The sequence below is a fragment of the Mycobacterium sp. 852013-50091_SCH5140682 genome (assembly GCF_001665685.1).
In the GTDB taxonomy this organism is placed as follows: domain Bacteria; phylum Actinomycetota; class Actinomycetes; order Mycobacteriales; family Mycobacteriaceae; genus Mycobacterium.
The window spans coordinates 47,185-72,898 of record NZ_LZTB01000080.1; the positions used below are offsets into that span (position 1 = coordinate 47,185).

Here is a 25,714-nt window from a genome sequence, read left to right on the forward strand (position 1 = left end):
ACATGACGAGCGCTTGCGCGAGGAATCAACGACACATGACGAGCGCTTGCGCGAGGAATCGATAGCCATGAGCGTGCTCACCCGGATCTTCCGCCGCACCCCGTCGCTGCGGACCCGGGTGGCGTTCGCGACGGCCATCGGCGCGGCCATCGTCGTCATCATCGTCGGCACCATCGTGTGGGTCGGCATCACCAACGACCGCAAGGAGCGGCTGGACCGTCGCCTCGACGAGGCAGCCGGATTCGCCATCCCGTTCCTCCCGCGCGGCCTGCACGAAATCCCGCGCTCCCCCAGCGAACAGGACGCCGTCATCACCGTCCGGCAGGCCGGCGACGTCACCTCCAATTCGACGGTGATCCTGCCCGAGCTGCCTGCGGGCTACGCCGACACCGACATCGACGGCGTGCGCTGGCGCGTGCGTACGGTGCAGATCCCCGCGCCCGGGCCCATGTGGGTCGCAGTCGGGGCGACGTATGACGCCACCATCGCCGACACCAACAACCTGCACCGGCGGGTCATCGTGATCTGTGTGTTCGCCATCAGCGCGGCGACCGTACTGGGTTGGGTGCTGGCCGCATTCGCGGTGCGGCCGCTCAAACGGCTGGCCCAGCAGACCCGGCAGATCGACGCAGGTGACGAGGCACCCGACGTCGAAGTCCGGGGCGCCACCGAAGCCGTCGAGATCGCCGACGCCGTCAACGGCATGCTGCAGCGCATCTGGTCCGAGCAGGACCGCACCAAGGCCGCGCTGGCCTCGGCACGCGACTTCGCGGCCGTGTCGGCACATGAGTTGCGCACGCCTCTCACTGCGATGCGCACCAACCTGGAGGTGCTGGCCACCCTCGACCTGCCAGACGAGCAGCGCAAAGAAGTGGTCAACGACGTCATCCGCACCCAGTCGCGGATCGAGGCGACGCTGGGCGCACTGGAACGGTTGGCGCAGGGCGAGCTCACGACCACCGACGACCACGTCACCGTCGACATCACCGAGCTGCTCGACAGGGCAGCCCACGACGCCAGGCGGGTGTACCCGGATCTCGATGTGTCCCAAGCCCCCACACCGACCGTGATCATCGTGGGCCTGCCGACCGGCCTGCGGCTCGCCGTGGACAACGCGATCGCCAACGCGGTCAAACACGGCGGGGCGACCCGGGTGCAGCTCTCCGCCGTCAGCTCACGCGCCGGAGTGGAGATCGCCGTCGACGACGACGGGGTCGGGGTGCCCGAGGAAGAGCGGACCGTGGTGTTCGACCGGTTCTCGCGAGGTTCGACGGCGTCGCGCTCCGGCTCAGGTCTCGGCCTGGCGCTCGTGGCCCAACAGGCCGAACTGCACGGCGGGACAGCCACTTTGGAGTCGAGCCCGCTGGGCGGCGCCCGGCTGGTGCTGCGACTACCCGGGCCGCATTAGCCCGGCGCGAGCACTGGGACGGAGTCCCGCCATCGAGATTCGCGTCAGGGATGTGTCCCTGACGCGAATCTCGGTGGAAAGTTGGCGGGGCGTCAGCGAACGGCGAGCAGATCGATGACGAAGATCAGCGTCTTACCCGAGAGGCGGTGGCCGGAGCCGGCCGGGCCGTATGCCTGCGCGGGCGGGATCACCAGCTTGCGACGGCCGCCGACCCGCATGCCCGGGATGCCGTCCTGCCAGCCCTGGATCAGCCCGCGCAGCGGGAACTCGATGGACTCCCCCCGATTCCACGAGCTGTCGAATTCGTCGCCGGTGTCGTACTCGACGCCGACGTAGTGCACCTCGACGTTTCCACCGGGCACCGCCTCGGCCCCGTCGCCGACCACCAAGTCGGTGATCTCAAGTTCGGCGGGGGCCGGGCCGTCCGGAAATTCGATCTCAGGTTTTGTACTCACCGGACCAACCGTAGTCGGGCAGACTGGCCAGGTGGCCAAAGATCAGGACATCCTCGCCGAAGTTCACCGACTCGTCGCCGAGGAGCAGGAGCTGCGGGGAAAACTGCAGCGCAGGGAGATCGACGAGACCGAGGAGCGCCAGCGCCTGCAGTCGCTGGAGGTAGCCCTCGACCAGTGCTGGGATCTGCTGCGGCAGCGCAGAGCGTTGCGGGAGACTGGGCAGGACCCGCGGGAGGCCAGAGTGCGTCCGGCCGACGAGGTCGAAGGCTACCGAGGCTGACAAGGCGAGGGCGATGAGTGAGAAACGGTTCGATGTAGTCGTCGTCGGCGGTGGGCACAACGGCTTGGTGGCAGCGGCATACCTGGCCCGGGCCGGACGGCGGGTCCAGGTGCTCGAACGCCTCGACCATGTGGGCGGCGCGGCGGTGTCCGCCCACGCCTTCGACGGGGTCGACGCCCGGTTGTCGCGGTATTCGTATCTGGTCAGCCTGTTGCCGCAGCGCATCATCGACGATCTGGGCGCCCGCATCCGGCTGGCCCGGCGCAGCTACTCGTCGTACACCCCCGATCCGGCCACCGGCGGTCGCACAGGCCTGCTCATCGGTCCCAACTCGACCTTCGCCGCGGTCGGCGCCCAGGCCGACGCCGCAGGCTTCGACGACTTCTACCGCCGCGCATCACTCATCACCAAGCGGATCTGGCCGACCCTGCTGCAGCCCCTGTGCACCCGGACCGAGCTGCGCAGCCAGGTGCTGGCCGGCCAGGACAGCGACGCCGCGGCGGCCTGGGAGGCACTGGTCGACCGGCCGATCGGTGCCGCCATCACCGACGCCGTCGACAACGATCTGGTGCGCGGGGTGCTGGCCACCGACGCGCTGATCGGCACGTTCGCCGACGTGGACGATCCGTCTCTCATCCAGAACATCTGCTTCCTCTACCACCTGGTCGGCGGCGGCACGGGCGACTGGGACGTGCCGATCGGCGGCATGGGTGCGGTGACCGGGGCGCTGGCTGCCGCCGCGGCCGGATTCGGCGCCGAAATCGTCACCGGCGCAGACGTTTACGCGGTCAACCCGGATGGCGAGGTGCGCTACCGCAAAGACGGGGCCGCACAACGGGTGGAGGCCGACGTGGTGCTGGCGAATGTGACGCCCACCGTCCTGGCGGGCCTGCTCGGCGAACCGGCGCCCGAGACCGCGCCGGGAGCTCAGGTGAAAGTGAACCTGATGCTGCACCGATTGCCCCGGCTGCGCGACGAGAGCGTGACGCCGCAGCAGGCGTTCGGCGGCACGTTCCACATCAACGAGACCTACAGCCAGCTGGGCAACGCTTACAAGACGGCGGCCGACGGCTCGGTGCCTGATCCCCTGCCGTGTGAGATCTACTGTCATTCGCTGACCGATCCCACGATCCTGTCCGAGCAGCTGCGTGCCGCCGGTGCTCAGACGTTGACGGTGTTCGGCCTGCACACCCCGCACGCGCTGGCCTCCGGTGATCCCGACCGGATGCGGGACAGGCTCACCTCCGCTGTCTTGAATTCACTGAATTCCGTTCTGGCCGAACCGATTCAGGATGTCCTGATGGAGGACTCCGCGGGCCGGTTGTGCATCGAGGCCAAGACCACGGTGGATCTGGACGCGGCACTGGGCATGACGGCGGGCAACATCTTCCACGGCGCGTTGCGCTGGCCGTTCGCCGAGGATGACGAGCCGTTGGACACCCCGGCCCGGCGCTGGGGTGTGGCCACCGCCCACTATCGAATCCTGCTGTGCGGCTCCGGATCCCACCGCGGCGGTGCGGTATCGGGCATCGGCGGGCACAACGCGGCGATGGCGGTGCTGGAGGCCTGACGCGACAGCGTCGGTCCAACCCCTGACGCGGCAGCGTCGGTCCAACCCCTGACGCGGCAGCGCGGCACGGTGGTCGCGCTGCCGTGCGACTTTGCTGTGCGCATCAGTCGGTCGGGCCGTGATCGAAAGATTTGCGATTCACCTCGCCGACCGGGCGCGATGCTCCTATTCTGCAATGGCCCTACCTTAGAACCATGCGGTGCAGAACGGAGTGACCAGTGGCATTACCAGGCAACCAGCGCCCGGACGAAGCCGGCAGCCAACTGAAGACGGGGGCGATGGGCGTCCGCTCGATTGTCTTCATGGTGGTCGCGACAGCAGCACCGCTGACCGCCATGGCCAGTGCGTTCCCGCTCGCCGTGGCCTTGGGAAACGGTCTCGGCGCACCGGGGACCTACGTCGTCGTGGCCTTGATCCTGGCGCTCTTTGCCGTCGGCTACGCAGCGATGAGCCGGCACGTGACCAACGCGGGAGCGTTCTTCGCCTACGTCACCGTGGGGCTGGGGCGCCGCCTCGGCATGGCCGCCGGGTTCGTCGCCGTCTTGGCCTACAACGCCCTCGTGCTCTATGTCGTCGGGCTGGTCGGCTACTTCGCCGACAACATCTTTGCGACGGAACTCGGGATTCACGTTCCGTGGCAGGTGTTTTCCTTCGGACTGCTGGCGGCGGCCCTGGTGGTCGGAATACGCGGGGTCGAGGTTAACGCCCGCGTGCTGGGTGTGCTGCTGATTCTCGAGACCGGACTGCTGTTGCTCGTCGATATCGCGACGCTGGTCGTGAAAGGACCCGCCGCATATCCCATCAGCTCGCTGAGCCCCACCGAAATCTTCAGCGGCGCAGTCGGAATCGGGTTCATGTTCGTCTTCATCTCATTCATCGGCTTTGAGGCGACCGCCATTTTCGGCGAAGAAGCGCGCGACCCTCGACGCACCGTGCCGCGTGCGACCAAGCTTGCGATCGCGTTCATCGGCATCGTGTACCTCCTGTCGTCGTGGTCGCTGATCGCGGCGTCCGGTGGCAGCGAAGCACCCGCGGCGGCCGCCGCAGACCCCGGCAACTTCGTGTTCAGCGCCGCCCATGCCGTGCTGGGTGGCTGGTCGACGCACGTGATGAGCTGGCTGCTGCTGACCAGCCTGATCGCCGTTCTGTTCGCCTTACACGGCATGGCCACGAGGTACCTGATGGCATTCGGCCGCGAAGGGGTGCTTCCGCGCCCGCTGGGCCGCACGCATCCCCGTTATCGCACACCGCATATCGCCGCATGCACGCAGGCGCTGGTCGTCGCCATCGCGGTCGTCGGTTACTCACTGGCCGGGGCAGACCCCTACCTCGACCTCGGCAACCAAACCGCCGGGCTCGGTGCGCTGGGGGTGATCGCGTTGATGGGGACAACCTCGATCGCCGTGATCGGTTTCTTCCTGCGGCGACCCGATCGGCATTGGTGGACGCATCTCGCCGCGCCGGCGCTGGCCGCTGGGGGCCTGTTCTGCGGGTGCTACCTGGTCATCGACAACTACCCCCTGCTGACCGGCAGCGATTCGGCCATCGTCAACTCGATGCCGTGGCTGCTGGTGGCCGTCGCGCTCATCGGCTACATCGTCGGCGCTGTGCGGCCGCTGCGCACCAACCTCGACGTCTTCGGCACAGGCACGATCAGCGAAGCGCCACAGGAGAACCGCGTCTCGCCATCGCTGGGCGACAGCTAATCGGCACTCGGCAGTGGATGCGGCCCGACCGCATCCACTGCGTTCTTGCCGAAGATCAGCAGCTCCAACTCCTCGCGCGTCTGCTCGAGGTGGTCCTCCATGGCGCGACGAGCGCGATCGGCATCCCCGTCGCGGACAGCCTCGTAGACCGCGAGATGACCGGCCCGGCTCGATTCGACGACCTCGGTGTAGACCAGCGCGTCCAGTGGCGCGAACATCTCCCCGCGGGCACTGGCGATGGCCGATTCCAGTCGCGGATTACGAGCCGCCTGGGCCAGTGCCGCATGAAAACGGGCATCGCTGTTGCGGAACGACACTCGCGAATCCGATGTCGACATCTCCTCGATCGCCGCCGCCATCGCCTCGAGTTCCACGTCGGTGCGTCGAGTGGCCGCAAGCTTTGCCGCCTGGCCTTCCAGACCGATCCGCAAGTCCAGGATGTCCGTGACGTCACCCACCCCGCTGCGTATCTCGCTGAGCCAGTTCCGGTACGGCAGATCGAGTTGCGTCACGAAGGTGCCGCCGGTGGCACCCCGGCGCACCTCGACATAACCTCCCGCCTGCAGCAGGCGAAGGGCTTCCCGAACGCTGACCCGGCCGACGCCCATCTGCTTGGCGAGATCGCGCTCCGCAGGCAACCGGTCGCCTGGGCTGAGTTCACCCGCGCGGATGCGTGCGCGCAGCCGCCGAGCGATGTCAGTGGTGACGGTCGGCGCTCCGAGGTCAAGGTCCATAGGTATCAAGTTAGAACGTTAGGCGGCGGCATTGACGAAACACGCCAATGGTTCTAACCTCAGTCCAATGACCCATCGAGATATGGATCACTACCCGCGTCGCCCAGTGATCGGCATTACCGGACGCAGACAGCCCGCAGGCCCACTGGCGGTGTCGGTAGTCCGGGATGCGTTGGTCGAGACGTTCTTCGTCGACTATTCGACCGCGGTATCCGCCGCAGGAGGTCTGCCGGTGCTGCTCACCATGGAATGCGATCCGGTCGAGGTGACCGCACGGATCGATGGCCTCGTGCTCTCCGGCGGGGCCGATATCGATCCGCGCCGCTACGGCGCCACCCCCGGTGCGCACGCCACGCCGGCTGAGCCCTTGCGCGACGAGTTCGAACACGCCGTGCTCGGCGCCGCATGGCTGCGCGGCATCCCGGTTCTCGGGATCTGCCGCGGCAACCAGGTGATCAATGTCCACCGCGGTGGCACACTCGTCGCGCATCTGCCCGCGGATTCCGGTGAGGCCCATAGCTTCTTGGGCTACCCGCGCGACCATCGCTCGCACCTCGTCGAATTCGTGGACGGCTCGGTGCCACACAGCCTCTACGGCAGACGACTCCGGGTGAACAGCCTGCACCACCAGGCAGTGGACGAGGTGGGCACCGGGTTGGCCGTCACCGGGCGCGCCCCCGACGGTGTCGTCGAATCGATCGAAGCTCTCGACGCACCCGTCGTCGGGGTCCAGTGGCATCCCGAGATGCTCGACGGGACAGACCCGCTGTTCGACTGGTTGGTCGACAGCGCCAGGCAGCACAGCACCACCAACAGAAAGCAGGAGGAAGATGTCGTCATCGCATGAGAACCGCGTCGCACTGGTGACCGGTGCCGGATCCGGTATCGGTCGGGCCATCGCCGAGCGGCTCGCAGGCCACGGCGTAAAGGTTGCGTGTGTCGACGTCGACCACGTCCGAGCGAAGGAAACCGCCGACAGCATCGCCGAATCCGGCGGCCAATCCCTGGCCTTGGCCGCCGACGTGCGTGACCGCGAGGCGATCGCCGCCGCGTTCGAAGCCACCGCCACCGAGTGGCAACGCTTCGACTACCTCGTCAACAACGCCGGGCTGATCACCATGTCGTCCCTGGAGGACCTCACCGACGACGAGTGGGATCTGGTGCTCGACGTCAACCTCAAAGGCGTGTACATCACCACCCAGTTGGCGGTACCGTACTTCCGCAAGGCCAATCGCGGTGCCGTGGTGAATCTTTCGACAGTCGAGGCCGACGTGGTGGTGTCTTCACAGGGGTTCGCCCAGGTGCACTACAACGCCTCCAAAGGCGGTGTGAAGATGCTGACCAAGGCCCTGGCGGTGGAGCTGTCGCGTTACAACGTCCGGGTGAACGCCATCGCCCCGGGCCCGGTACCCACCAATTTCCTTCCCGGCGTGGACTTGAACAGCCCCGAGGTGCTGGCCGTGATGGAGTCCCGGCTGCTGGTCAAGCGCCTCGGCAGGCCCGATGACATGGCCGCGGCGGTGTCCTTCCTGCTCTCCGATGACGCCTCGTACATCAGCGGCGTGCAACTTCCCGTCGACGGCGGGTGGCTGACCCGATGACCGGGCTGCTCGACATCACGGACCTGCGCGGCCAGGGCATCGACACCGTGATCGTCGCCGGCGTCGACATGTACGGGCGGCTGTTCGGAAAACGCCTGCCCGTACGGTCTTTTCAGCGCGTTGTCGGCGAGGGCCTGCACGTCTGTACGTGCGTGTACGCCTGGGACGTCAACCAGGACATGGACACCCTGAAAGTGGAATTCGCCGGCGCGCACACCGGGTGGCACGACTTCCGGCTGCTACCGGACCTGACCACACTGCGCCGGGCGGCCTGGCTGGAGGGCACGGCGATCTGCCTGGCCGATTCGGTGGACGAGGAGTCCGGCGAGCCATTGCCGGTCGCGCCGCGGAGCATCCTGCGTCGTCAGGTACAGGCCCTTGCCGACCAGCAGCTCACTGCTTATACCGCAACCGAACTCGAGTTCCACCTGTACCGCGGCACACCAGACGAACTGCGGCGCAACGGATACCGTGACCTCGACCCGACCACGCTGACCCGATCGGACTACGCGATCGGCGCGGGCAACGCCATGGAGCCGTTCTTCCGCCAGGTCCGCAACGCCTTGGAGGACAGTGGTATCCCGGTCGAGGTGGCCCAAGCGGAGTACGGACTCGGGCAGTGGGAGATCAACCTCGAATACGCCGAGGCGATCGAGACCGCCGACCGCCATGTGCTGTTCAAATGTGCGGTCGCCGATCTGGCCCGGGCACACGGCATGACCGCCACCTTCATGCCGCGACCGTTGACCGACGGTATGGGCTCGTCCTGCCACATCCATGCCTCGGTACGCGGATCGGACGGCAGCAGGCCGTTCTACGACGCCGAAGCCGACCGGACCGCGAGCGCACCGCTTCGGCACGCGGTCGCCGGGGTGCTCGACCGCGCCTGCGACCTCATGCTGTTCTATGCGCCGACGGTCAACTCGATGCGCCGCATCATCAGCCACGACTTCGCAGGCAACGGGTTGACGTGGGGATTCGACAACCGCACCACCACATGTCGGTTGATCACCGGCGGGCCGGACGCCAACCGGCTGGAGTTGCGGTTGCCGGGCGCCGACGTCAACCCGTATCTGGCATCCGGGGCGATACTCGGGAGCATGCGCGACGGCATGGCCCGACAGATCGATCCCGGCCCTCCGTGCACGGGGGACGGATACGCCGAAGCGCACGGCGAGCTGCCCCTCACGCTCGATGAAGCAGCCCGGCACCTGGAGCAAAGCCTGTTCGCCGCAACCACATTCGACAAGGAAGTGGTCGGCCACTACGCCACCGTGGCCCGCCACGAGTGGCTGCAGTTCCTCCGCGCGGTCAGCGACTGGGACCGCGACCGGTACTTCGAAACCATCTGATCCGCCCGTATGCCGGCGGCATGGCCGAGCCCGTGCCACCGCGTACCGGGCTGCCCGGCTCACGAAAGGTGACCGTACATGACTGGAAATGCCGTGGCCGCACCGGAACTCGCGCCGCAGCGCGACTTCGTCTGCGGTAGCTGGTCGATGCCCACACACGACCTCGGCGCCGACCTGGTTGACCCCAACACCGCTGGCGTTCTCCAGCGTCAGCTGCAGACCGATGCAGGCGAGGTCGACCGGGCGATTGCCGCCGCCGATGCCCTGCACGTCGCAGGTACCTGGCGGCGCACGCCCGCGGCTGAGCGCGCCGCGCTACTGCGCCGCACGGCAGACCTGCTGGCCGAGCTGTCCGGTGATATCGCGCGCTGCGACGCCATCAACACCGGTGTCGTGGTGTCAGTGACCGAGATGTTCGCCCAAGGCCTTTCGGATGCGTTGCGCGCGGCCGCCGACCACCTTGAGGCAGACCCCGGCACGCACGACCCGGCTGCTGCGGGGCGGCCCGTACAGCTGCGATACCTACCGTGGGGCCCGGTGGCGGTGATCGCGCCATGGAATGCACCGAGTTTCATCGTCGCCAAGAAGACTGCGTACGCTCTCGCTGCCGGGGCACCGGTGATCGCGAAACCGTCGAACTGGGCCCCGGCCAGTTCCGCACTGGTGGCCCAAGCCATCGAGCAGGCCCTGACCGAGGCCGACCTGCCCCTGGAGATCTTCCAGTTGGTGCACGGCGGCCCTGACGTGGGGCGGCAACTGGCCGCTGATTCTCGTATCCGCGCGTTGTCGTTCACCGGCGGCCGGGCTGCGGGGGTGGCGGTGGCGGTGGCCGCCGCCCCGGACTGCAAAGCGCTGCAACTGGAACTCGGCAGCAACAACCCGGCGATCGTGCGCACAGATGCCGACATCGACGCCACCGCCGACGCACTCGTCAGCGGGTTCACCAAACTCAACGGTCAGTGGTGCGAGAGCCCGGGCAGCGTGGCCGTGGTGGGCTCCCGGTGCGACGCGCTGCTCGATGCGCTGCTCGACCGGCTGCGCACCGTGCGCATGGGGCACAGCCTCGACCCGGCCGCCGAGATGGGACCGCAAGCGCATGCCAGCCAGTATCAACAGGTTTCGGCTGCGGTGGCCAAACTGGTCGCCGCAGGCGGGGTGGCGCACAGTGTCACACCGGTGCCGGATGCGGCCGGCTTCTTCCACGCCCCCGTCGTCGTCGACCACGCGCCTGCCGCGATGACGAAAGACGAGATCTTCGGGCCGGTGCTCACCCTGCACCGGGTGAGCGACGACGCCGCCGCCCTGGCGCTGGCCAACTCACGCAGCACCGGCCTGGCCGGCTACGTGTTCAGCAGCGATATCGAGCAGGCGATGGCGCTCGGCGCCGAATTGGACTGCGGCGAGGTCAAGATCAACGGCACCAGCGTCTTGGATCTCGTCCCGGAATCCACCCAGGGCTTCTGGGGCGCCAGCGGTGTCGGCGCCCACGGTGACGCCGAGCTTCTCCGTTTCTTCCGCGGCGCCCGCATCGTCGGAGTCGAGCGGCCCGGTTTGCCGATATGAAGCCGGCTCAACGCGTTCGGCGTCACCCCGTCCCACCTGCCGCGGCAGACCACAGCCGAGAGGATTGACCATGCAGACCAGCCGGGTGTTCGATCGACCCGATTTCGCCGACGACATCTCACACGAACAGGTGATCTTCTGCCGCGACGAGCCCAGCGGCCTGAAGGCCATCATCGCGATCCATTCCACCGCTCTCGGTCCGTCTCTGGGCGGCACCCGGTTCTACCCCTACCCCGACGAAGGCACCGCACTGACCGACGTGCTGCGGCTGTCGCGGGGTATGACCTACAAGGCCGCGATCGCGGGGCTCGGCCTCGGGGGTGGTAAGTCCGTCATCATCGGAGACCCCAGGCGGATCAAGACACCCGAATTGCTTGAAGCCCATGGACGATTCGTCGACAGCCTCGGCGGCCGCTACATCACCGCAGGCGACGTGGGAACCACGTCCGAGGACATGGACATCATCGGCCGCTGCACCCGCCATGTCACGTCAAGGACCGCCGCGCACGGAGGGTCGGGAGACAGCGCCCCGCTGACTGCACTCGGCGTGTTCCACTCGATCCTGGCCGCTGCCGAATCCGTGTGGGGCAGCAGCGATCTGAGCGGGCGGCGGGTCGGGGTGGAAGGAACGGGCAAGGTCGGCTACCACCTGGTGCGGCTGCTCACCGAGGCCGACGCGGACGTGTCGGTCTGCGACGTCGACAGCGCGGCACTGGACCGGGTCCGTTCTGAGTTCGATGGCGTTACGGTGCTGGACCGGGTCATCGATGCACCGGTCGACATCTACGCGCCGTGCGCATTGGGTGCAACGCTCACCGATGCGTCCGTGCCGGAGCTTTCGGCGCGCATCGTGTGCGGGGCGGCCAACAACCAACTCGCGCATGACGGTGTCGAACAACTGCTGAACGATCGCGGAATCACCTGGGTACCGGACTATGTCGCCAACGGCGGCGGTCTCATTCAGGTCGCAGGTGAGATCCGGCGGGTCACCAGAGAACAGGCGGCGGCCCAGGTCGTCGAGATCGGCGACACCGTTCGGGAGATCCTCGGCCGCACCCGTCAGCTCAACATATCCGCAGGCCAGTCCGCGCGGGACATCGTGCAGGAGCGGATGCGCGCGGCCGGGTCCGGGACGTGACATGGAACGTTGTGAGGCACACGCGTTGACCGTGGAGTTCGACTCGAGCGATCACACGCAAACCTTGCTGCGGTTCGCCGCGGATCTGCATCGGCGCGGGATCACCATCACGGCGTTGTCGTTCAATGTGCCCGCTGCCGAGCGCGTGCGGATCGATGCCGAGTTCACCGCGACGGGCCGCCAGGCCCGGACTGCTCAACGCACGCTGGAGGGCCGGATTGGCGTGGTGCGCACCGCATTGCGGGGTGTCGGTCTGATCAACTCGGCGTGATCTTCGCAAGGATCGTCAGCAGCGCGTCGAGATCGGCGGCGTCGAGGCCCGCCAGCACGTCCGGTGCCGGGTCCTCGACCGCCTCGATCTGCTCCAGCACGGCGCGGCCCGCATCGGTCAGCGACACCGTCTTGCAGCGCCGGTTGGCCGGGTCGACGGTGCGGATCACCAGGCCGCGTTCCTCGAGATCGTTGACCGCGACGGTCGCTGCCGGCGCGTCGACCGTTGCGGCGTGGGCGACCTGCTTGACCGTCATCGGCTGCCGGGCCAACCGGCGCAGGATCCGGATGCGGCTGAACGGCAGGCCGCTGCGCTCGATCACTGCCCGCTTCCAACTGTCGCGGTTGTCGAACACCAGGGTCGTCAGCGCCCGCCACACCTCATCGGCGGCGGTGTGCGTACCGGGCATCGGCATCTGGTCAGCCGACATGGGCCACCTCCGACGGACGGTGATGTTCACCGATCAGCGGAGCCAGTTTCTCCGCTGACCGCAGCGCCCACGTCGTGGTGGACACCATGCCGAGCCCCACGATCACCAAACCCAGTGCGGCACAGACGAACCACAGCGGCCGGGCGGCGACCGCGAAATCGGCGCCTGCGGTCGCCAGTGCCGTTCCCGCCACCGAGCCGCACAGCGCCACACCGATGCTGACACCTACCTGGCGGCTGGTGGACGCCACCGCGGATGCCGCGCCGGCCCGGTCCAGCGGCATACCGCTCACGGCGGCGGTGGTGATCGGCGCGTTGACGGTCGCAAAGCCGATCCCGAAGACCGCGAAGATGACCAGCAACTGCCACACCGGGGTGTGCGCCGTCAGCCGGGTCAGCATGAGCGTCGCCGCGGTGATCATCGTGCCTGCCACCAACAGCGAAGGCCGGCTGCCGAACCGGCCCACCAGGCGCCCCGACAGCGGCGAAAAGATCAGTGCGCCAACGGCGACCGGGAGATAAATCAGACCGGTGTGCATGGCCGAATAGCCCCGTTCGCCCTGCAGGTACAGCGACATCATGAACAGGAACGCACCGTACGCGGCGAACGCGCACACCGCGACCACTGTGGCTGACGCGAACGGAACGCTGCGGAAAAACCGGAGATCGATGAACGGGTCGCGGCGGCGGGCCTCGTAGCGCAGGAAGCCGGCGAAGGCGATCAGTGCGACCGCGCCGACACCGAGCGTGCGGGGATCGGTCCAGCCATAGCCCGGGCCCTCGATCAGCACGAAGACGACACCGAACAGGAACGCCACGCCCAGAGCCTGGCCGATCGGGTCGACGTCGCGCATCGTCGAGGATTTCGACTCCGGCACGAAGATGGCGGTCAGCAGGACGGCCAGCGCGCAGATGGGCAGGTTGATCCAGAACACCGAGCGCCAGTCGACATATTCGATGAGCGCGCCGCCGACGATGGGGCCCAGCGCCATCGAGATGCCGACCACGCCACCCCACACGCCGACGGCTCGGGCCCGTTCGACGCGGCCGGTGAACACCTGCGTGATGATCGACATCGCGACGGGGTTGAGCATCGAGCCGCCGATGGCCTGCAGAAACCGGGCCGCGATGAGCAATTCGATATTGGGTGCCAGGCTGCACAGCAGGGAGGCCAGCGCGAAGACGGTCAGACCCAACTGGAAGGTGCGCCGCCGGCCGAACCGGTCAGCCGTCGCGCCGGACAGCAGCAGCAGCGAGGCGAGTACCAGGGTGTACACGTCGATCACCCATTGCAGCTGCGAAGGCGATGCGTCGAAATCGGACCGGATGCTCGGGATGGCGACGTTGACGATGGTGGCGTCCATCGACACGATCAGCAGGCTCAGGCAGCAGGAGACCAGGATGATGGCCTTGCGCCGCGGGCTCAGCGACCGGACGACAGTTTCATTCACACAACTATTGTGAAACTACAACTCTGTCGCGGGCAAGTGCGGTATCCGAGACAATCGTCACCGTGAACGAACGGAATACCCGGGTCGCCGCGGCCGTCGCCGCCGCCGGTATCGAACCAGCCATCCGAATCCTGGCCGCCGCCGCGAAGACCGCGGCCGCCGCCGCCGAGCAGCTGGGCTGCGAGGTCGGCGCGATCGCCAACAGCCTGGTATTCGACTGCGACGGCGAGCCGCTGCTGGTCATGGCCAGCGGCGCGGCCCGGGTGGACACCGACGTGCTGGCCCGCCAACTGGGCGCCACGACCATCAGCAAGGCGAACCCGAAGCTGGTGCTGACGGCGACCGGTCAGGTGATCGGCGGCGTCGCGCCCACCGGACATCCGATCCAACTGCGGACCGTGGTCGACGAAACACTGGCCGGCTACCCGGTGGTGTGGACCGCCGCGGGCACCGCCGACTCGGTGATGCCGCTGACCTATCCGCAGTTGCTGGCGCTCACCGGAGGCGTCGCGCTGCCGGTGCGCTAGCCGACGTTTTGCGAGCAGACGTCAAGGTTCGCGACACGCGGCGTGTCGGGTGCCGCAGCTGGGGGCACCTCCCGCTTGCGGGGGACTGCTCGGCGAAAGAAGTCAGCGGGTGCCGATGTCGAGGTAGTCGCGCTCGGTGTAGCCCGTGTAGACCTGGCGCGGACGGCCGATCTTGTTGGGCTCGGAATGCATCTCCCGCCAGTGCGCGATCCAGCCCGGCAGCCGGCCCAGCGCGAACAGCACGGTGAACATGCGCGTCGGGAAGCCCATGGCCCGGTAGATCACACCGGTGTAGAAGTCGACGTTCGGGTAGAGCTTGCGCTCGATGAAGAACTCGTCGGTCAACGCGACCTCTTCGAGCGACTTGGCGATGGCCAGCAGCTCGTCGTCGCCGCCGAGCTTGCCGAGGATCTTGTCGGCCTGCTCCTTGACGATGCGCGCCCGCGGATCGTAGTTCTTGTACACGCGATGCCCGAAGCCCATCAGCTTCACGCCGTCCTCGCGGTTCTTGACCTTCTTGACGAAATCGCGGACATCACCGTGCTCGGTGCGGATCTTCTCCAGCATCTCCAGCACGGCCTGGTTGGCGCCGCCGTGCAGCGGGCCCCACAGCGCGTTGATGCCACCGGAGATGGACGTGAACAGGTTGGCCTGCGACGAGCCGACCAGGCGCACAGTCGATGTCGAGCAGTTCTGCTCGTGATCGGCATGCAGGATCAGCAGCATGTCGAGCGCCCGGACAAGCTCAGGATCCACCTCGTACGGCTCGGCCGGGAAGCCGAACGTCATCCGCAGGAAGTTCTCCACCAGGCTCAGCGAGTTGTCCGGGTACAGGAACGGCTGCCCCTCGGACTTCTTGTACGCGTAGGCGGCAATGGTCGGCAGCTTCGCCAGCAGGCGGATCGTGGAGAGCTCCACCTGCTTCTTGTCGAGCGGATCCAACGAATCCTGGTAGTAGGCGCTCAAGGCGTTGACCGCGCTGGACAGCACCGGCATGGGGTGCGCGTTGCGCGGGAACCCGTCGAAGAACCGCTTGAGATCCTCGTGCAGCAGCGTGTGCCGCTGGATCCGGTTGGTGAACTGCTCCAGCTCCTCGGCGGTCGGCAGCTCGCCGTAGATCAACAGGTAGCTGACCTCGATGAAGTTCGACTTCTCCGCCAACTGCTCGATCGGGATACCCCGGTACCGCAGGATGCCGGCGTCACCGTCGATGTAGGTGATGGCCGATTTGGTGGAGGCGGTGTTGACGAAGCCCCCGTCGAAGGTGGTGTACCCAGTCTTCGACAGCAAAGGCCCCAACGCGATGCCATCCGACCCCTCGGTGGCCTTGACGATTTCCAGATCAAGCTCGCCACCGGGGTAACTGAGGGTGGCGTGCTCCTGCCCACTCGACGGGTTTTCGGCCACGGGATTCCCTTCGTCCTCGTTTGGGAAGTCGTTGCGAACCTACGACTGCTCTACCAAAAGGTAGTCGCATTCGGTCGGCGTTGCCCGCGGGGGGCTACCAACCAGTCACGCCGGGCGCTGCACGCCCGCCGTCACCTCGAGAAACTCGGCGTACGTGGAATGCACAGCCGCGATCACGTCGTCGACCGTCACGGTGTCCCAATCGACTGTCGCACCGAGCCGTGCCAGCCCGGACATGATGATCGACGTCCACACGGCCGCGGTCAGCATCAACCGCTGGTCGTCGCGCGGCACACCCATGCGCTTGGCCAGCTCCGCGTTGACCGCGTCGAACCGGAACTGGGATGCGGCGTGCATCAGCGCGGCCGACGACGTGAGGATGCGCGCCGAGGCGAGCAACCGGTCGGCCGTCAGCCGGTTCGGCGGCGCGGACTTGGTGTCCGCGAACGCCTTCACGTGCGCCCGGTACAGCGCCTCGATGTCGCTGATGCCGTCCGGTTGCCGGGCCAGTTCGATCGCGATCATCTCGACCACCTCGTCGATGAACGCCAGCATCACGGCGTCCTTGGTCGAGAAGTACCGACTGAACGTCCGGGGCGACACCTCGGCCGCGGCAGCGATCTGGTCGACGGTGGTCGCCTCGAACCCCTGCCGGTTACACAACTCGATTGCTGCGTCGATCAATGTCGCCCGGGTGCGCTGTTTCTTACGTTCACGTAAACCGACATAGGCCGTCCCGCCCAGTTCCGCCACGTCCGGCATGCTATCGCCCCGAAGTCGATGATTTCGCAAATAAATGACAACCGCTGCCGACTGTTCACACCTTGTCGGGATCTCGCAGGTCGTCGGGCGCCCACACGGGTGCCACCCGGTACCGCACGAACGCGGGCACCGCTAATGCAGCGACGACGACGCCGACGACGACGAGTGCTCCGCCGCCTGCCGCGGCCACCGTGGTGCCGACCATCGCCGCGACCCCACCGTGCGCCGCGTCGGCGAGCCGCGGGCCGCCCGCGACCACGACTGTGAAGACGCCCTGCAACCGTCCCCGCACATCGTCGGACGCGGCCTGTTGCAGGATCGTCGACCGGAACGCCGCCGATACCATGTCGGCAGCCCCGCCAATCGCCAAGAACGCCAACGCAATCCACAACAGCATCCCGGCGTGGCCGTGGGCCATCCCACCGGCGACGCCGAAACCGACCATCGCCAGGCCCCAGACCACGATCGACCACACGACGGCCAGGCCCTGCCTGCGGATCCGCGGCAGCCAGCCCGAGAACACGCCGCCGAGCACCGCGCCTGCGGACATCGCGGCGGCCAGCAGCGCCATGACCGTGCCGCCCTCCACCGGCCCGCCGAAGCTCTCGTGTGCCATCTGCGGGAACAGCGCCCGCGGCATGCCGAAGATCATGGCGATGAGGTCGACGACGAACGACATCAGCACGACCCGGTTGCCCGCCAGGTACCGCAAGCCGTCCAGCACGGCAGCGAATCCCCAGCGCGCCGAACCCTGCTCGGTATTTGTGGCAGGAATCGGTGCGAGCCGGAACGTGGCCCAGATCGGCGCCAGGCACGTCAGCGCGTCGATGAGGTAGAGCGTGGACAGGTCCACCCAACTCAGCAGCAGCCCGGCCAGCAGCGGGCCGACGATGGCACCGAACTGGAAGACCGTCATGTTCAGCGAGTTCGCGGCGGGCAGTTGTTCGCCGGGCAGCATCCGCGGGATCGCCGCCGAGCGGGTCGGGCTGTTGATCGCGAAGAACGCCTGCTGCACCGACAGCAGGCCCAGCACCACCCACACGTTGTCCATGGCCAGCGCGGCCTGCACCCACAGCAGCACCGACGCGACGGCCAGTCCGACCGAAGCGATGATGAGCAGCAGCCTGCGGTCCATCGCGTCAGCCCACGCGCCGCCCCACAGCCCGAACACCACCAGGGGCACCAGGGCGAACAACCCGGCCAGCCCGACGTAGGCCGAGTTCTGGGTGAGCACGTACAGCTGCACCGGCACCGCGAAGATCGTCAGATTGGCGCCGATGACGGTCGGTATGCCTGCCACCCACAAGCGCCGGAAGTCGGGGTTGCGCAGAGGGGTGGTGTCGGCGAAGAACTTTCTCACTACGGCTGGAGGCGTTGCGCGCGGCCGTCCTGGACGCGAATCCGGTTGTGCACCCGGTTCTCCCGGCCCTGCCAGAACTCGACCACCTCCGGGCTGATCAGGTAACCGCCCCAATTCGGCGGGACCGGGACCCGGTCGAGTTCGGCGAACCGCTCGGTCACCTCGGCCAGTTGGTCCATGAGCTCGGCGCGCGATCCGATGGGAAAGGACTGATGCGACGCCCAGGCGCCGAGCTGCGATCCGCGGGGCCGCTTGGACCAGTACTCGGCGGTCGCGTCGGCCGACACCTTGCTCACCGGACCGCGGACATGCACCTGCCTACCCAGGCCGAACCACGGGAAGGTGGCCGACGCATACGGGTTGGCGGCCAGCTGCTCGCCTTTGGCGGAGTCGTAATTGGTGAAGAAGGTGATGCCGGATTCGTCCACGCCCTTGCACAACACCGTGCGGGTCACGGGCCTTCCCTGCGCGTCGACCGTGCCGACCACCATGGCGTTCGGCTCGGCCAGCCCGGCCCGCTGGGCATCGCCGAGCCAGGTACGCAGAAGCGTCAGCCAGCCTGTCGCGGGATCGTCGCCGAGCCAATCGGCGTCGAGGTCGCCGCAGCCGTCCTTCTCCACATACTCGACCCGCATCGCCGCCAGATCATGATTGTCCGGAGTTGCCACCGCGCCCACGCTACGCCCGCCCGGGTGCGAGAATCGGGCCATGGCAGCCGTACCGGAAGAGTTCGTCGCCGGCCTCGAAGGCGTTGTCGCCTTCACCACCGAGATCGCCGAACCGGACAAGGACGGTGGCGCGCTGCGCTACCGCGGCGTGGACATCGAAGAGCTCGTCAACCGACACGTCACCTTCGGCGACGTGTGGGGACTGCTGGTCGACGGCCGCTTCGGCGCCGGCCTGCCGCCCGCAGAACCGTTCCCGCTGCCCATCCACAGCGGCGACGTGCGGGTCGACGTCCAGGCCGGGCTGGCGATGCTGGCCCCGATCTGGGGCTACGCACCGCTGCTCGACATCGACGATCAGACTGCGCGCGATCAGCTGGCCCGCGCATCGGCGATGGCGCTTTCCTATGTCGCGCAATCCGCCCGGGGCATCTACCAACCCGCGGTCCCCCAACGCCAGATCGATGAATGTGCCACTGTCACAGCACGTTTCATGACCCGCTGGCAGGGCGAGCCGGATCCCCGGCACGTCGAGGCCATCGACGCCTACTGGGTGACCGCGGCCGAGCACGGGATGAACGCCTCGACGTTCACCGCCCGGGTCATCGCGTCAACCGGAGCCGACGTGGCCGCGGCGCTCTCCGGCGCGGTCGGCGCGATGAGCGGCCCGCTGCACGGTGGCGCACCGGCGCGGGTGCTGCCGATGATCGAGGAGGTCGAGCGCACCGGCGACGCCCGCGCGGTGGTCAAATCGATCCTGGACAGCGGCGGCAAGCTGATGGGCTTCGGCCACCGGGTGTACCGCGCCGAGGACCCCCGGGCCCGGGTGCTGCGGGCCACCGCCAAACGCCTGGAGGCACCGCGCTTCGAGGTGGCCGCCGCGCTGGAACAGGCCGCGCTGGCCGAGTTGCGCGAACGCAGGCCCGATCGGGCCATCGAGACCAATGTCGAGTTCTGGGCCGCGGTCATCCTGGACTTCGCCCGGGTACCGGCGAAGATGATGCCCGCGATGTTCACCTGCGGTCGTACCGCCGGCTGGTGTGCGCACATCCTCGAACAGAAACGCCTCGGCAAGCTGGTGCGGCCCGCGGCCATCTACGTCGGCCCCGATCCGCGCAGCGTGCAGGACGTCCCCGGCTGGGACGAGCTGGCCGTGGCGCGAGCGGCCTCGGTGTGACGGCCGACGTATTCGCCTCGGCGGCACAGGCTTTCACGCGGCTGGTGCAGTCGCTCCCGGCCGCGGCATGGGACGGGCCCGGCCTGGGCGAGTGGGACATGCGCGCCCTGATCGGCCACACCTCACGGTCGTTCGTCACGGTCAGCACGTATCTGCGCACCCCCGCCACCGACGAGGACGTGTCCAGTGCGGTCGAGTACTACGTGAAGATCCGCGACTACATGTCCAGCAGCGGCGCCGCGGCCATTATGGAGCGCGGCAGGCAGGCGGGCCGGGATCTGGGTGACGACCCCGTCGCCGCCATCGAGCAGCTGTCGGCTCGGACCCTCGCCGACGTCGCCGACGCGGGCGACCCCTTGATCACGGTGATCGGCGGTCTGGGCATCCGGTTGAGCGCCTACCTGCAGACCCGCATCTTCGAGCTGACCGTGCACAGCCTCGACATCGCCGCGGCAGCCGGCGTGACGGCAGACCTGCCGTCCGAGGCGCTGGAGGCGGCAGCGGTGTTGGCCACCCGCATCTCGGTCGCGCTGGGCGAAGGCGACACCGTGCTGCGAGCGTTGACCGGCCGGACCCCGTTGCCGCAGCCCTTCTCCGTCACGTGAATGTCAGACTCCCGTGCTTGCATGGGGAGAGCCGCGATGAGATCCGTCCGCCCGGCGGGTCTGCATTGGGGTCCGCCCACAATGAGACAGGAGTCCACACTATGGCCATCGAAGTAACCCCCGCAGTGTTGCCGCATCTGGTCGTCGACGACGCCGCCGCCGCTATCGACTTCTACGTCAAGGCATTCGGTGCCACCGAGCTGGGCCGCGTACCCGGTCCCGACGGCAAGCTCATCCACGCGGCACTCACCATCAACGGCTCCACCGTGATGCTCAACGACGATTTCCCCGAGTTCAACGGCGGCAAGTCGACGACGCCGAAGGCCCTCGGCGGCACACCCGTCACCATCCATCTGACCGTCACCGACGTCGAGTCCAAGTTCGCGCAGGCGGTCGAGGCAGGCGCCGAGGTCGTCATGCCGCTGGAGGACCAGTTCTGGGGTGACCGCTACGGCATGGTGCGTGATCCGTTCGGACATCAGTGGTCGCTGGGTCAGCCGGTGCGTGAGGTGAGCCCCGAGGAGATCGCCGCGGCCATGCAGAACCAGCAGTAGGACACTCCGGCCTCACCAGTATCGGCCGTCCCAGCAGGCCCGGTTAGTCTCGACGCGAGAACCGGGGGGGAGGGTCGATGCTGGACTGGCTGGCGCAGTTGGTGCAGCCGCTCAATGCCACGCTGTTTGTATTGGGCGGTGACGCCGTGAGTTGGGCCGAGCTGCTGGGCTTCGTCACCGGAGGGGCGTGTGTGGCGCTGACCGTGCGCCGCCACATCGCCAATTTCCCGGTCGGCATCGCCAATTGCGTGTTCTTCCTGGTGCTGTTCGCCTCGGCTCGGCTCTGGGCCGACGCCGGGCTGCAGGTGCTCTACATCGCCCTGGGATTCGCCGGGTGGTGGCAGTGGCTGTACGGCAACGCGGGCCGAACCCCATTGATGGTCACCCGGGCCCGCCCGGACCAAATTGGTTGGTGCATCGGCGTTGTCGTGGCCGCAACGGCGGCGCTGACGGTCATCCTGCGGGCGGCGCACGATTCTGCCCCGTTTCTCGACGCGCTGACCACTTCCCTGTCGTTGGTGGCGCAGTGGCTGCTGAACGGCAAGTATCTGCAGACCTGGTACTTCTGGATCGCCGCGGACTGTATCTACGTGCCGCTCTACCTGAGCCGCGATCTCAACCTGACCGCGGCGATCTACGTGGTGTTCCTGGCACTGTGCCTGTCCGGGTTGCAGTCCTGGCGCAAGGTGCGGGTGGCGTGAGCGAGTTCGGTCACGGCCTGTTCATCGGCAAGTTCTATCCGCCGCATCGCGGCCACCACGCCGTGATCGAGGCCGCCTCCGCCCGCTGCGACCGGGTGAGTGTGCTGGTGATGGCCGCGGCGCCGGAGACCGTGCCGCTGGCCGACCGGGTGGCCTGGCTCCGTGACACCCACAGCACGCAGGGCAACGTCACCGTTGCCGGGATCCCGTGCGACGCACCGCTTGACGTCACCGATCAACGCGTGTGGGCCGCGCAGGTGGCGGCCATGCGGGCCGGATTGCGGGCCGCGGGCTGCCCACCCGAGGTCGACGCGGTGTTCTGCGGCGACGACTACGGCGACGAGCTGGCGCGCTGGTTCGACGCCGCGTGCGTGCGGATCACCCGCAGCCCGGTCAGCGCCTCGGCCGTCCGCCGCGACCTCGCTGGACGGTGGCTCGAGCTGGCCCCGGCCACCCGTGCGGGGCTCACCACGCGCGTCGTCGTGCTCGGCGCCGAGTCGACCGGCACGACGACCGTCGCCACCCGGCTGCAGCAGCACTACTCCGCGCGCGGCGGCGTCTGGGCCACGACCCGCGCCGTCGAGGAATACGGCCGGGAACACACCGAGGTGGTGTGGCAGCGGCAACCCGACCGAGCGATCACCGAATTAGCCTGGGGCCACGCCGATTTCGATGCCATCGGAATCGAACAGAACCGACGGGAGGAGGCCGCGGCCCGCACCGGTTCCCCGATCCTGCTGTGCGACACCGACGCGTTCGCCACCTCGGTGTGGGAGCGTCGTTACCTTGGAACGGGCGCGCGCACCGATCAGGCGTGGACGCGGGTACCGCGGCGCGCGGTCTATCTGCTCACCGACCACACGGACGTGCCGTGGCACGACGACGGGATGCGCGAGGGCGACCTGGACATCCGGGCAGCCATGACCGGCTGGTTCGCCGATGCGCTCACGGCCGCCGGACACTCATGGGTGCTCTTGACGGGATCGTTGTCCGAGCGGGTCGAGCTCGCCGTGCGCACCGTCGACCCGTTGCTGAACCTCGCGATGAGCTTCGGCGAACCACTGCACGGCCCGGGCTTCGAGTGACGCGATGCGGGCACTGGTCACAGGCGTCACAGCCGTACCGGGCCTGCAGGCGTTGGTGGACTTCGAAATGCGCCACCGCCCGCAGTATCACAAAATGTGGTACCGCCGGCGGTAGCTCGATTCCAGGTCGGGTGCCGCTCGGCTCACCGGTGCCAAAGTGGCGGGTGTGACAGCTCCGTCGGAGTTCAGTGCGCCTGCAGGCTCGCTACAAGACGTTGGCGCACAGTCGGTTTCGGTGCCGTCGCGGCTGCGGCGAGCATGGCCTCGACGGTGGTGAACTTGTCGCGGGGACGCTCGTCGCCGCCACGCGCGATCTCCGCCGCGTCGATGGCGTGCCACCCCGCGGCGTCCACCACGTCGGGCTGGCGGCGGTGCACCAGCTTCTCAAGCTCCCCCGGCTTGCGCACCGGAGCCGCCAGGACCCCGTCGTTGTAATCGGCGACGAGGTTGTGCACCGTCTCCGACGCACATGACTTGTTGGTGCCGATGAAACCGGTGGGCCCGCGCTTGATCCAGCCCGCCACATACGCACCTGAGGCGCCACGCACGCGGCCACCGTCGTTCGGCACGACAGCAGCGTCGTCGTCGAACGGCAACGCGTCAATGGCCTTGCCGCGGTAGCCGATCGAGGTGAGCACGAGCCCGGCCTCGATGGTGCACGTCTGGTCTGTGCCGGTGACGCCGAACTCGATACCGCTCGTGCGGGCGTCACCCAGCACCCGCTGCGGCGTCAGCTGGTAGGCCAACCGGATCCGCGGCGTGGCGATCGGGGCCGAGGCATCGCCCAGCTTGGCGAGGATCTCCAGCTTGCCGCGGGTCAGCGGATCCTTCTCGGACGCGAGATCGGCGACCACGCGCGCATGGTCGGCCGCGTCCAGCACGACCTCGCACGTCGAGGTCAGCCCGATCAGCTCGGGCAGGGTGAATGCCGAGAACGCCGGGCCGCGGCGGGCCACGATTACGACTTCCTGTACCCGCGAGCCCCGCAGAGCAGCCAGCGCGTGATCAGAAATGTCGGTGCCGGCCAACACATCCGGATCGGTCGTGAGGATCCGGGCGACGTCGAACGCGACGTTGCCGTTGCCGACGATCACGACCCGTTCGTGCGTGAGATCCACCGGCAGATCAGTGAACTCGGGATGCCCGTTGATCCAGGCCACCATCTCGGTGGCCGTTCCGGTACCCGGGCGGTCCATGCCCTCGATGTCCAGGCGCCGGTCGTTCGGCGCCCCGACCGCGTACAGCACGGCGTGATGGTGTTCGAGCAGCTCGGCATGCGTCAGATGCTTGCCGACCTCGACGTTGAGGAAGAATCGGAAATTGCGCTGCCTGCCGATGGTGTCGAACAGCTTGGTCACCCGCTTGGTGCTCTGATGGTCGGGCGCAACACCGGCCCGCACCAGCCCGTAGGGCGTCGGCAGCTTCTCGAAGACGTTGACCCGCACGCCTTTTTGCGTCAGCAGTTCATCGGCGGCATACATCGCAGCCGGCCCTGAACCCACGATGGCCACGGTCAAGGGTCCACCTGAGCGCCGGTCGATCTTCGGCGCCTCGAGGACCGGCGCCAATTTGGACGTCGGCGGCAGCTTGCCTTCCCGCTTGGGATAGAACGCGGCATTGAGTTCGATGAACGGCAGCTGGTTCTCGGTCAGCCGCGTGTCCGCCGCGATGGCGCCGACCGGGCACGCGCTCACGCACGCACCGCAGTCGACGCACGCATCGGGATCGATGTAGAGCATCTCGGCGGTCGCGAAGCCCGGCTCATCCGGCGACGGATGGATGCAGTTGACCGGGCACGCGTAAACACAGGATCCGTCGCTGCAACACGACTGGGTGATCACATGGGGCACAGTGGAGGCTCTCGTCGGTTACGCGACAGCGACGAGGTGCTCGCGCTGCGGTTCGCTGCGGTAGCGGCTCGGCGGTCCGTCGATCTTGCAGATCTTCCACATGATCTTGGCGATCGGGTTCATCAGTCCGGTGTCGGTGCACAGCATCCGCACGTCACCGAACATGTCGCGCAGCATCTTGCGGGATTCGGGCGCGTCGAAGAACAGGTCGTTGCGGACCGAGCGCGGGATGTCGAATTCCTTCCAGAACGCACGCGGCGGCACGATGATGGCCGAGCACAGGATGCGCATGGTCAGCGGCACGAACAGCGACAGCAGCCAGCGCTGACGGCGACGCAGGTGCGGCACCCGCTTGTGCAGGTACTGGTGTGCGAACGAGATGTGGCGGGCCTCCTCGGCGACGTGGATGGCCATCACCCGCTCCATGATCGGGTGCAGTTCCTTGCCCTCGCGCAGCACGTTCTTCTGCGTGTGGTCGATGGGCTCCTCGCCGGCGAGCACGCCGAAGAAGAACGGGATGGGCAGCGGACCCGCCGCAAGCGGGATCAGCGGCTGCAGCCACTTGAGCAGCCGCGGCATGCCCGGCACGTCCTTGCCGATGCGGTTGACCATCTCCTGGAACATCAGGGTGTGGTTGCACTCCTCGACGGATTCGTGCAAGCAGTACCGGTACTCCGGCGAGCCGTTGGGCACCCAGAACGAGTACTCCATGAGGCCGCGGATCAGGATGTTCTCGAAGTGCAGGCCGACCTTGGCGACGTTGGCCTGCCGCCACATGCCGATCTCGATCTGCCGCTGCAACGGCTGAGCCTGGTACCACGGGTGGCCACCGATCGGGTCGGTCGCCGGCAGCACCCAGCGGGGATCGTTGGGCGTGACAGCAAACTCTGGCGAACCCCACTCGATGTCGACGTAGGGATTGAAGTTGCGCCGCACCGACCCCTCGGACAGTGTGGTGAGCATGTCGACGTACTCAGTGTCGTCGGTGACGTCCATGTTCTTGCGCCAGCGCCTGATCATCTTGGTCCGAGCCATATTGCAGACCTCTCCCTCTCCTATGAGG

Annotated in this window: 26 protein-coding genes; 16 read left to right on the forward strand and 10 right to left on the reverse strand. The window is 67.7% G+C overall.

Features of this window, described 5'->3' with window-relative positions:
• Positions 1–67: 67 nt before the first annotated feature.
• Positions 68–1,408: a HAMP domain-containing sensor histidine kinase gene (locus A5784_RS22055; RefSeq protein WP_064947025.1), complete on the forward strand. Its 1,341-nt coding sequence runs from the start codon at positions 68–70 to the stop codon at positions 1,406–1,408.
• Positions 1,409–1,500: 92 nt separating this feature from the next.
• On the opposite strand, the gene A5784_RS22060 is transcribed toward A5784_RS22055, so the two are convergent.
• The gene (locus tag A5784_RS22060; protein ID WP_062827596.1) at positions 1,501–1,863 is read right to left on the reverse strand and encodes an FKBP-type peptidyl-prolyl cis-trans isomerase; all 363 of its coding nucleotides are present in this window, start codon (positions 1,861–1,863) and stop codon (positions 1,501–1,503) included.
• A gap of 31 nt (positions 1,864–1,894) precedes the next feature.
• On the opposite strand from A5784_RS22060, the gene A5784_RS22065 reads away from it, so the two are divergent.
• From A5784_RS22065 to A5784_RS22075, 3 genes are all read left to right on the forward strand, one after another.
• Positions 1,895–2,143 (forward strand): DUF2630 family protein, encoded by a 249-nt coding sequence (locus A5784_RS22065; RefSeq protein ID WP_029369696.1) that lies wholly within the window; start codon positions 1,895–1,897, stop codon positions 2,141–2,143.
• A 13-nt stretch (positions 2,144–2,156) separates the two neighbouring features.
• Positions 2,157–3,713, forward strand: coding sequence for a phytoene desaturase family protein (locus tag A5784_RS22070; RefSeq protein WP_064947026.1), 1,557 nt, complete (start codon positions 2,157–2,159; stop codon positions 3,711–3,713).
• Between the two features lie 218 nt (positions 3,714–3,931).
• The gene (locus A5784_RS22075; protein ID WP_156750704.1) at positions 3,932–5,419 is read left to right on the forward strand and encodes an APC family permease; all 1,488 of its coding nucleotides are present in this window, start codon (positions 3,932–3,934) and stop codon (positions 5,417–5,419) included.
• Here the strand turns inward: A5784_RS22075 and A5784_RS22080 are convergent.
• The gene (locus tag A5784_RS22080; RefSeq protein WP_064947028.1) at positions 5,416–6,153 is read right to left on the reverse strand and encodes a FadR/GntR family transcriptional regulator; all 738 of its coding nucleotides are present in this window, start codon (positions 6,151–6,153) and stop codon (positions 5,416–5,418) included. The genes A5784_RS22075 and A5784_RS22080 overlap by 4 nt on opposite strands.
• A 67-nt stretch (positions 6,154–6,220) precedes the next feature.
• Here A5784_RS22080 and A5784_RS22085 point away from each other — a divergent pair, with 67 nt between their 5' ends.
• From A5784_RS22085 to A5784_RS22110, 6 genes are all read left to right on the forward strand, one after another.
• Positions 6,221–7,000 (forward strand): gamma-glutamyl-gamma-aminobutyrate hydrolase family protein, encoded by a 780-nt coding sequence (locus A5784_RS22085; protein ID WP_232006192.1) that lies wholly within the window; start codon positions 6,221–6,223, stop codon positions 6,998–7,000.
• Positions 6,984–7,754 carry an SDR family NAD(P)-dependent oxidoreductase gene (locus A5784_RS22090; protein ID WP_062827607.1) on the forward strand — a complete coding sequence of 257 codons (771 nt, stop codon included), beginning with the start codon at positions 6,984–6,986 and terminating at the stop codon, positions 7,752–7,754. Before A5784_RS22085 ends, A5784_RS22090 begins: the two co-directional genes overlap by 17 nt.
• Positions 7,739–9,106, forward strand: a complete 1,368-nt coding sequence (locus A5784_RS22095) for a glutamine synthetase family protein (protein WP_232006194.1) — start codon at positions 7,739–7,741, stop codon at positions 9,104–9,106. Before A5784_RS22090 ends, A5784_RS22095 begins: the two co-directional genes overlap by 16 nt.
• A 78-nt stretch (positions 9,107–9,184) precedes the next feature.
• Positions 9,185–10,669 carry an aldehyde dehydrogenase family protein gene (locus tag A5784_RS22100; protein ID WP_064947030.1) on the forward strand — a complete coding sequence of 495 codons (1,485 nt, stop codon included), beginning with the start codon at positions 9,185–9,187 and terminating at the stop codon, positions 10,667–10,669.
• A 70-nt stretch (positions 10,670–10,739) separates the two neighbouring features.
• A complete protein-coding gene (locus tag A5784_RS22105; RefSeq protein ID WP_064947031.1) occupies positions 10,740–11,807 on the forward strand; it encodes a Leu/Phe/Val dehydrogenase in 1,068 nt (355 codons plus the stop codon).
• Position 11,808: 1 nt separating this feature from the next.
• Positions 11,809–12,078 (forward strand): hypothetical protein, encoded by a 270-nt coding sequence (locus tag A5784_RS22110; RefSeq protein WP_064947032.1) that lies wholly within the window; start codon positions 11,809–11,811, stop codon positions 12,076–12,078.
• Here the strand turns inward: A5784_RS22110 and A5784_RS22115 are convergent.
• Positions 12,065–12,508, reverse strand: coding sequence for a MarR family winged helix-turn-helix transcriptional regulator (locus A5784_RS22115; protein WP_156750705.1), 444 nt, complete (start codon positions 12,506–12,508; stop codon positions 12,065–12,067). The genes A5784_RS22110 and A5784_RS22115 overlap by 14 nt on opposite strands.
• The gene (locus A5784_RS22120) at positions 12,498–13,958 is read right to left on the reverse strand and encodes an MFS transporter (RefSeq protein WP_064947033.1); all 1,461 of its coding nucleotides are present in this window, start codon (positions 13,956–13,958) and stop codon (positions 12,498–12,500) included. The genes A5784_RS22115 and A5784_RS22120 overlap by 11 nt, the downstream gene beginning before the upstream one ends.
• 62 nt (positions 13,959–14,020) lie before the next feature.
• On the opposite strand from A5784_RS22120, the gene A5784_RS22125 reads away from it, so the two are divergent.
• Positions 14,021–14,485 (forward strand): YbaK/EbsC family protein, encoded by a 465-nt coding sequence (locus A5784_RS22125; RefSeq protein WP_197514833.1) that lies wholly within the window; start codon positions 14,021–14,023, stop codon positions 14,483–14,485.
• A 102-nt stretch (positions 14,486–14,587) separates the two neighbouring features.
• Here the strand turns inward: A5784_RS22125 and A5784_RS22130 are convergent, their stop codons facing one another.
• From A5784_RS22130 to pdxH, 4 genes are all read right to left on the reverse strand, one after another.
• Positions 14,588–15,892, reverse strand: a complete 1,305-nt coding sequence (locus A5784_RS22130) for a citrate synthase (protein ID WP_082945007.1) — start codon at positions 15,890–15,892, stop codon at positions 14,588–14,590.
• A gap of 105 nt (positions 15,893–15,997) precedes the next feature.
• A complete protein-coding gene (locus A5784_RS22135) occupies positions 15,998–16,654 on the reverse strand; it encodes a TetR family transcriptional regulator (RefSeq protein WP_082945008.1) in 657 nt (218 codons plus the stop codon).
• Positions 16,655–16,709: 55 nt separating this feature from the next.
• Positions 16,710–18,014, reverse strand: coding sequence for an MFS transporter (locus A5784_RS22140; protein ID WP_064947035.1), 1,305 nt, complete (start codon positions 18,012–18,014; stop codon positions 16,710–16,712).
• Positions 18,014–18,724 (reverse strand): pyridoxamine 5'-phosphate oxidase, encoded by a 711-nt coding sequence (gene pdxH, locus A5784_RS22145; RefSeq protein ID WP_064947036.1) that lies wholly within the window; start codon positions 18,722–18,724, stop codon positions 18,014–18,016. The genes A5784_RS22140 and pdxH overlap by 1 nt, the downstream gene beginning before the upstream one ends.
• Here pdxH and A5784_RS22150 point away from each other — a divergent pair.
• The 5 genes from A5784_RS22150 (at position 18,723) to A5784_RS22170 (ending at position 22,801) form a co-directional block, all read left to right on the forward strand.
• Positions 18,723–19,856 carry a citrate synthase 2 gene (locus A5784_RS22150; protein ID WP_064947037.1) on the forward strand — a complete coding sequence of 378 codons (1,134 nt, stop codon included), beginning with the start codon at positions 18,723–18,725 and terminating at the stop codon, positions 19,854–19,856. The genes pdxH and A5784_RS22150 overlap by 2 nt on opposite strands.
• The gene (locus A5784_RS22155) at positions 19,853–20,461 is read left to right on the forward strand and encodes a maleylpyruvate isomerase N-terminal domain-containing protein (protein WP_064947038.1); all 609 of its coding nucleotides are present in this window, start codon (positions 19,853–19,855) and stop codon (positions 20,459–20,461) included. The genes A5784_RS22150 and A5784_RS22155 overlap by 4 nt, the downstream gene beginning before the upstream one ends.
• A 101-nt stretch (positions 20,462–20,562) precedes the next feature.
• Positions 20,563–21,015 carry a VOC family protein gene (locus A5784_RS22160; RefSeq protein WP_062827619.1) on the forward strand — a complete coding sequence of 151 codons (453 nt, stop codon included), beginning with the start codon at positions 20,563–20,565 and terminating at the stop codon, positions 21,013–21,015.
• Positions 21,016–21,092: 77 nt separating this feature from the next.
• A complete protein-coding gene (pnuC, locus tag A5784_RS22165; protein WP_064947039.1) occupies positions 21,093–21,716 on the forward strand; it encodes a nicotinamide riboside transporter PnuC in 624 nt (207 codons plus the stop codon).
• Positions 21,713–22,801: an AAA family ATPase gene (locus A5784_RS22170; RefSeq protein WP_064947040.1), complete on the forward strand. Its 1,089-nt coding sequence runs from the start codon at positions 21,713–21,715 to the stop codon at positions 22,799–22,801. Before pnuC ends, A5784_RS22170 begins: the two co-directional genes overlap by 4 nt.
• Positions 22,802–22,986: 185 nt before the next feature.
• Here the strand turns inward: A5784_RS22170 and A5784_RS22175 are convergent, their stop codons facing one another.
• Both A5784_RS22175 and A5784_RS22180 read right to left on the reverse strand, forming a co-directional pair.
• On the reverse strand, positions 22,987–24,651 hold the full coding sequence (locus A5784_RS22175; RefSeq protein ID WP_064947041.1) for a 4Fe-4S binding protein: 1,665 nt from the start codon (positions 24,649–24,651) through the stop codon (positions 22,987–22,989).
• Between the two features lie 18 nt (positions 24,652–24,669).
• Complete coding sequence (locus A5784_RS22180) at positions 24,670–25,686, reverse strand: AurF N-oxygenase family protein (RefSeq protein ID WP_064947042.1); 1,017 nt, start codon at positions 25,684–25,686, stop codon at positions 24,670–24,672.
• Positions 25,687–25,714: the final 28 nt, after the last annotated feature.

What these genes read in the sequence shown, in the direction of transcription:
- A5784_RS22105 (WP_064947031.1), top strand. Translation starts at nt 10,740, where the DNA reads ATGCAGACCAGCCGGGTGTTCGATCGACCCGATTTCGCCGACGACATC.
- A5784_RS22100 (WP_064947030.1), top strand. Translation starts at nt 9,185, where the DNA reads ATGACTGGAAATGCCGTGGCCGCACCGGAACTCGCGCCGCAGCGCGAC.
- A5784_RS22055 (WP_064947025.1), top strand. Translation starts at nt 68, where the DNA reads ATGAGCGTGCTCACCCGGATCTTCCGCCGCACCCCGTCGCTGCGGACC.
- A5784_RS22085 (WP_232006192.1), top strand. Translation starts at nt 6,221, where the DNA reads ATGACCCATCGAGATATGGATCACTACCCGCGTCGCCCAGTGATCGGC.
- A5784_RS22160 (WP_062827619.1), top strand. Translation starts at nt 20,563, where the DNA reads ATGGCCATCGAAGTAACCCCCGCAGTGTTGCCGCATCTGGTCGTCGAC.
- A5784_RS22070 (WP_064947026.1), top strand. Translation starts at nt 2,157, where the DNA reads ATGAGTGAGAAACGGTTCGATGTAGTCGTCGTCGGCGGTGGGCACAAC.
- pnuC (WP_064947039.1), top strand. Translation starts at nt 21,093, where the DNA reads ATGCTGGACTGGCTGGCGCAGTTGGTGCAGCCGCTCAATGCCACGCTG.
- A5784_RS22115 (WP_156750705.1), bottom strand. Translation starts at nt 12,508, where the DNA reads ATGTCGGCTGACCAGATGCCGATGCCCGGTACGCACACCGCCGCCGAT.
- A5784_RS22180 (WP_064947042.1), bottom strand. Translation starts at nt 25,686, where the DNA reads ATGGCTCGGACCAAGATGATCAGGCGCTGGCGCAAGAACATGGACGTC.
- pdxH (WP_064947036.1), bottom strand. Translation starts at nt 18,724, where the DNA reads ATGGCCCGATTCTCGCACCCGGGCGGGCGTAGCGTGGGCGCGGTGGCA.
- A5784_RS22080 (WP_064947028.1), bottom strand. Translation starts at nt 6,153, where the DNA reads ATGGACCTTGACCTCGGAGCGCCGACCGTCACCACTGACATCGCTCGG.
- A5784_RS22150 (WP_064947037.1), top strand. Translation starts at nt 18,723, where the DNA reads ATGGCAGCCGTACCGGAAGAGTTCGTCGCCGGCCTCGAAGGCGTTGTC.
- A5784_RS22090 (WP_062827607.1), top strand. Translation starts at nt 6,984, where the DNA reads ATGTCGTCATCGCATGAGAACCGCGTCGCACTGGTGACCGGTGCCGGA.
- A5784_RS22110 (WP_064947032.1), top strand. Translation starts at nt 11,809, where the DNA reads ATGGAACGTTGTGAGGCACACGCGTTGACCGTGGAGTTCGACTCGAGC.
- A5784_RS22135 (WP_082945008.1), bottom strand. Translation starts at nt 16,654, where the DNA reads ATGCCGGACGTGGCGGAACTGGGCGGGACGGCCTATGTCGGTTTACGT.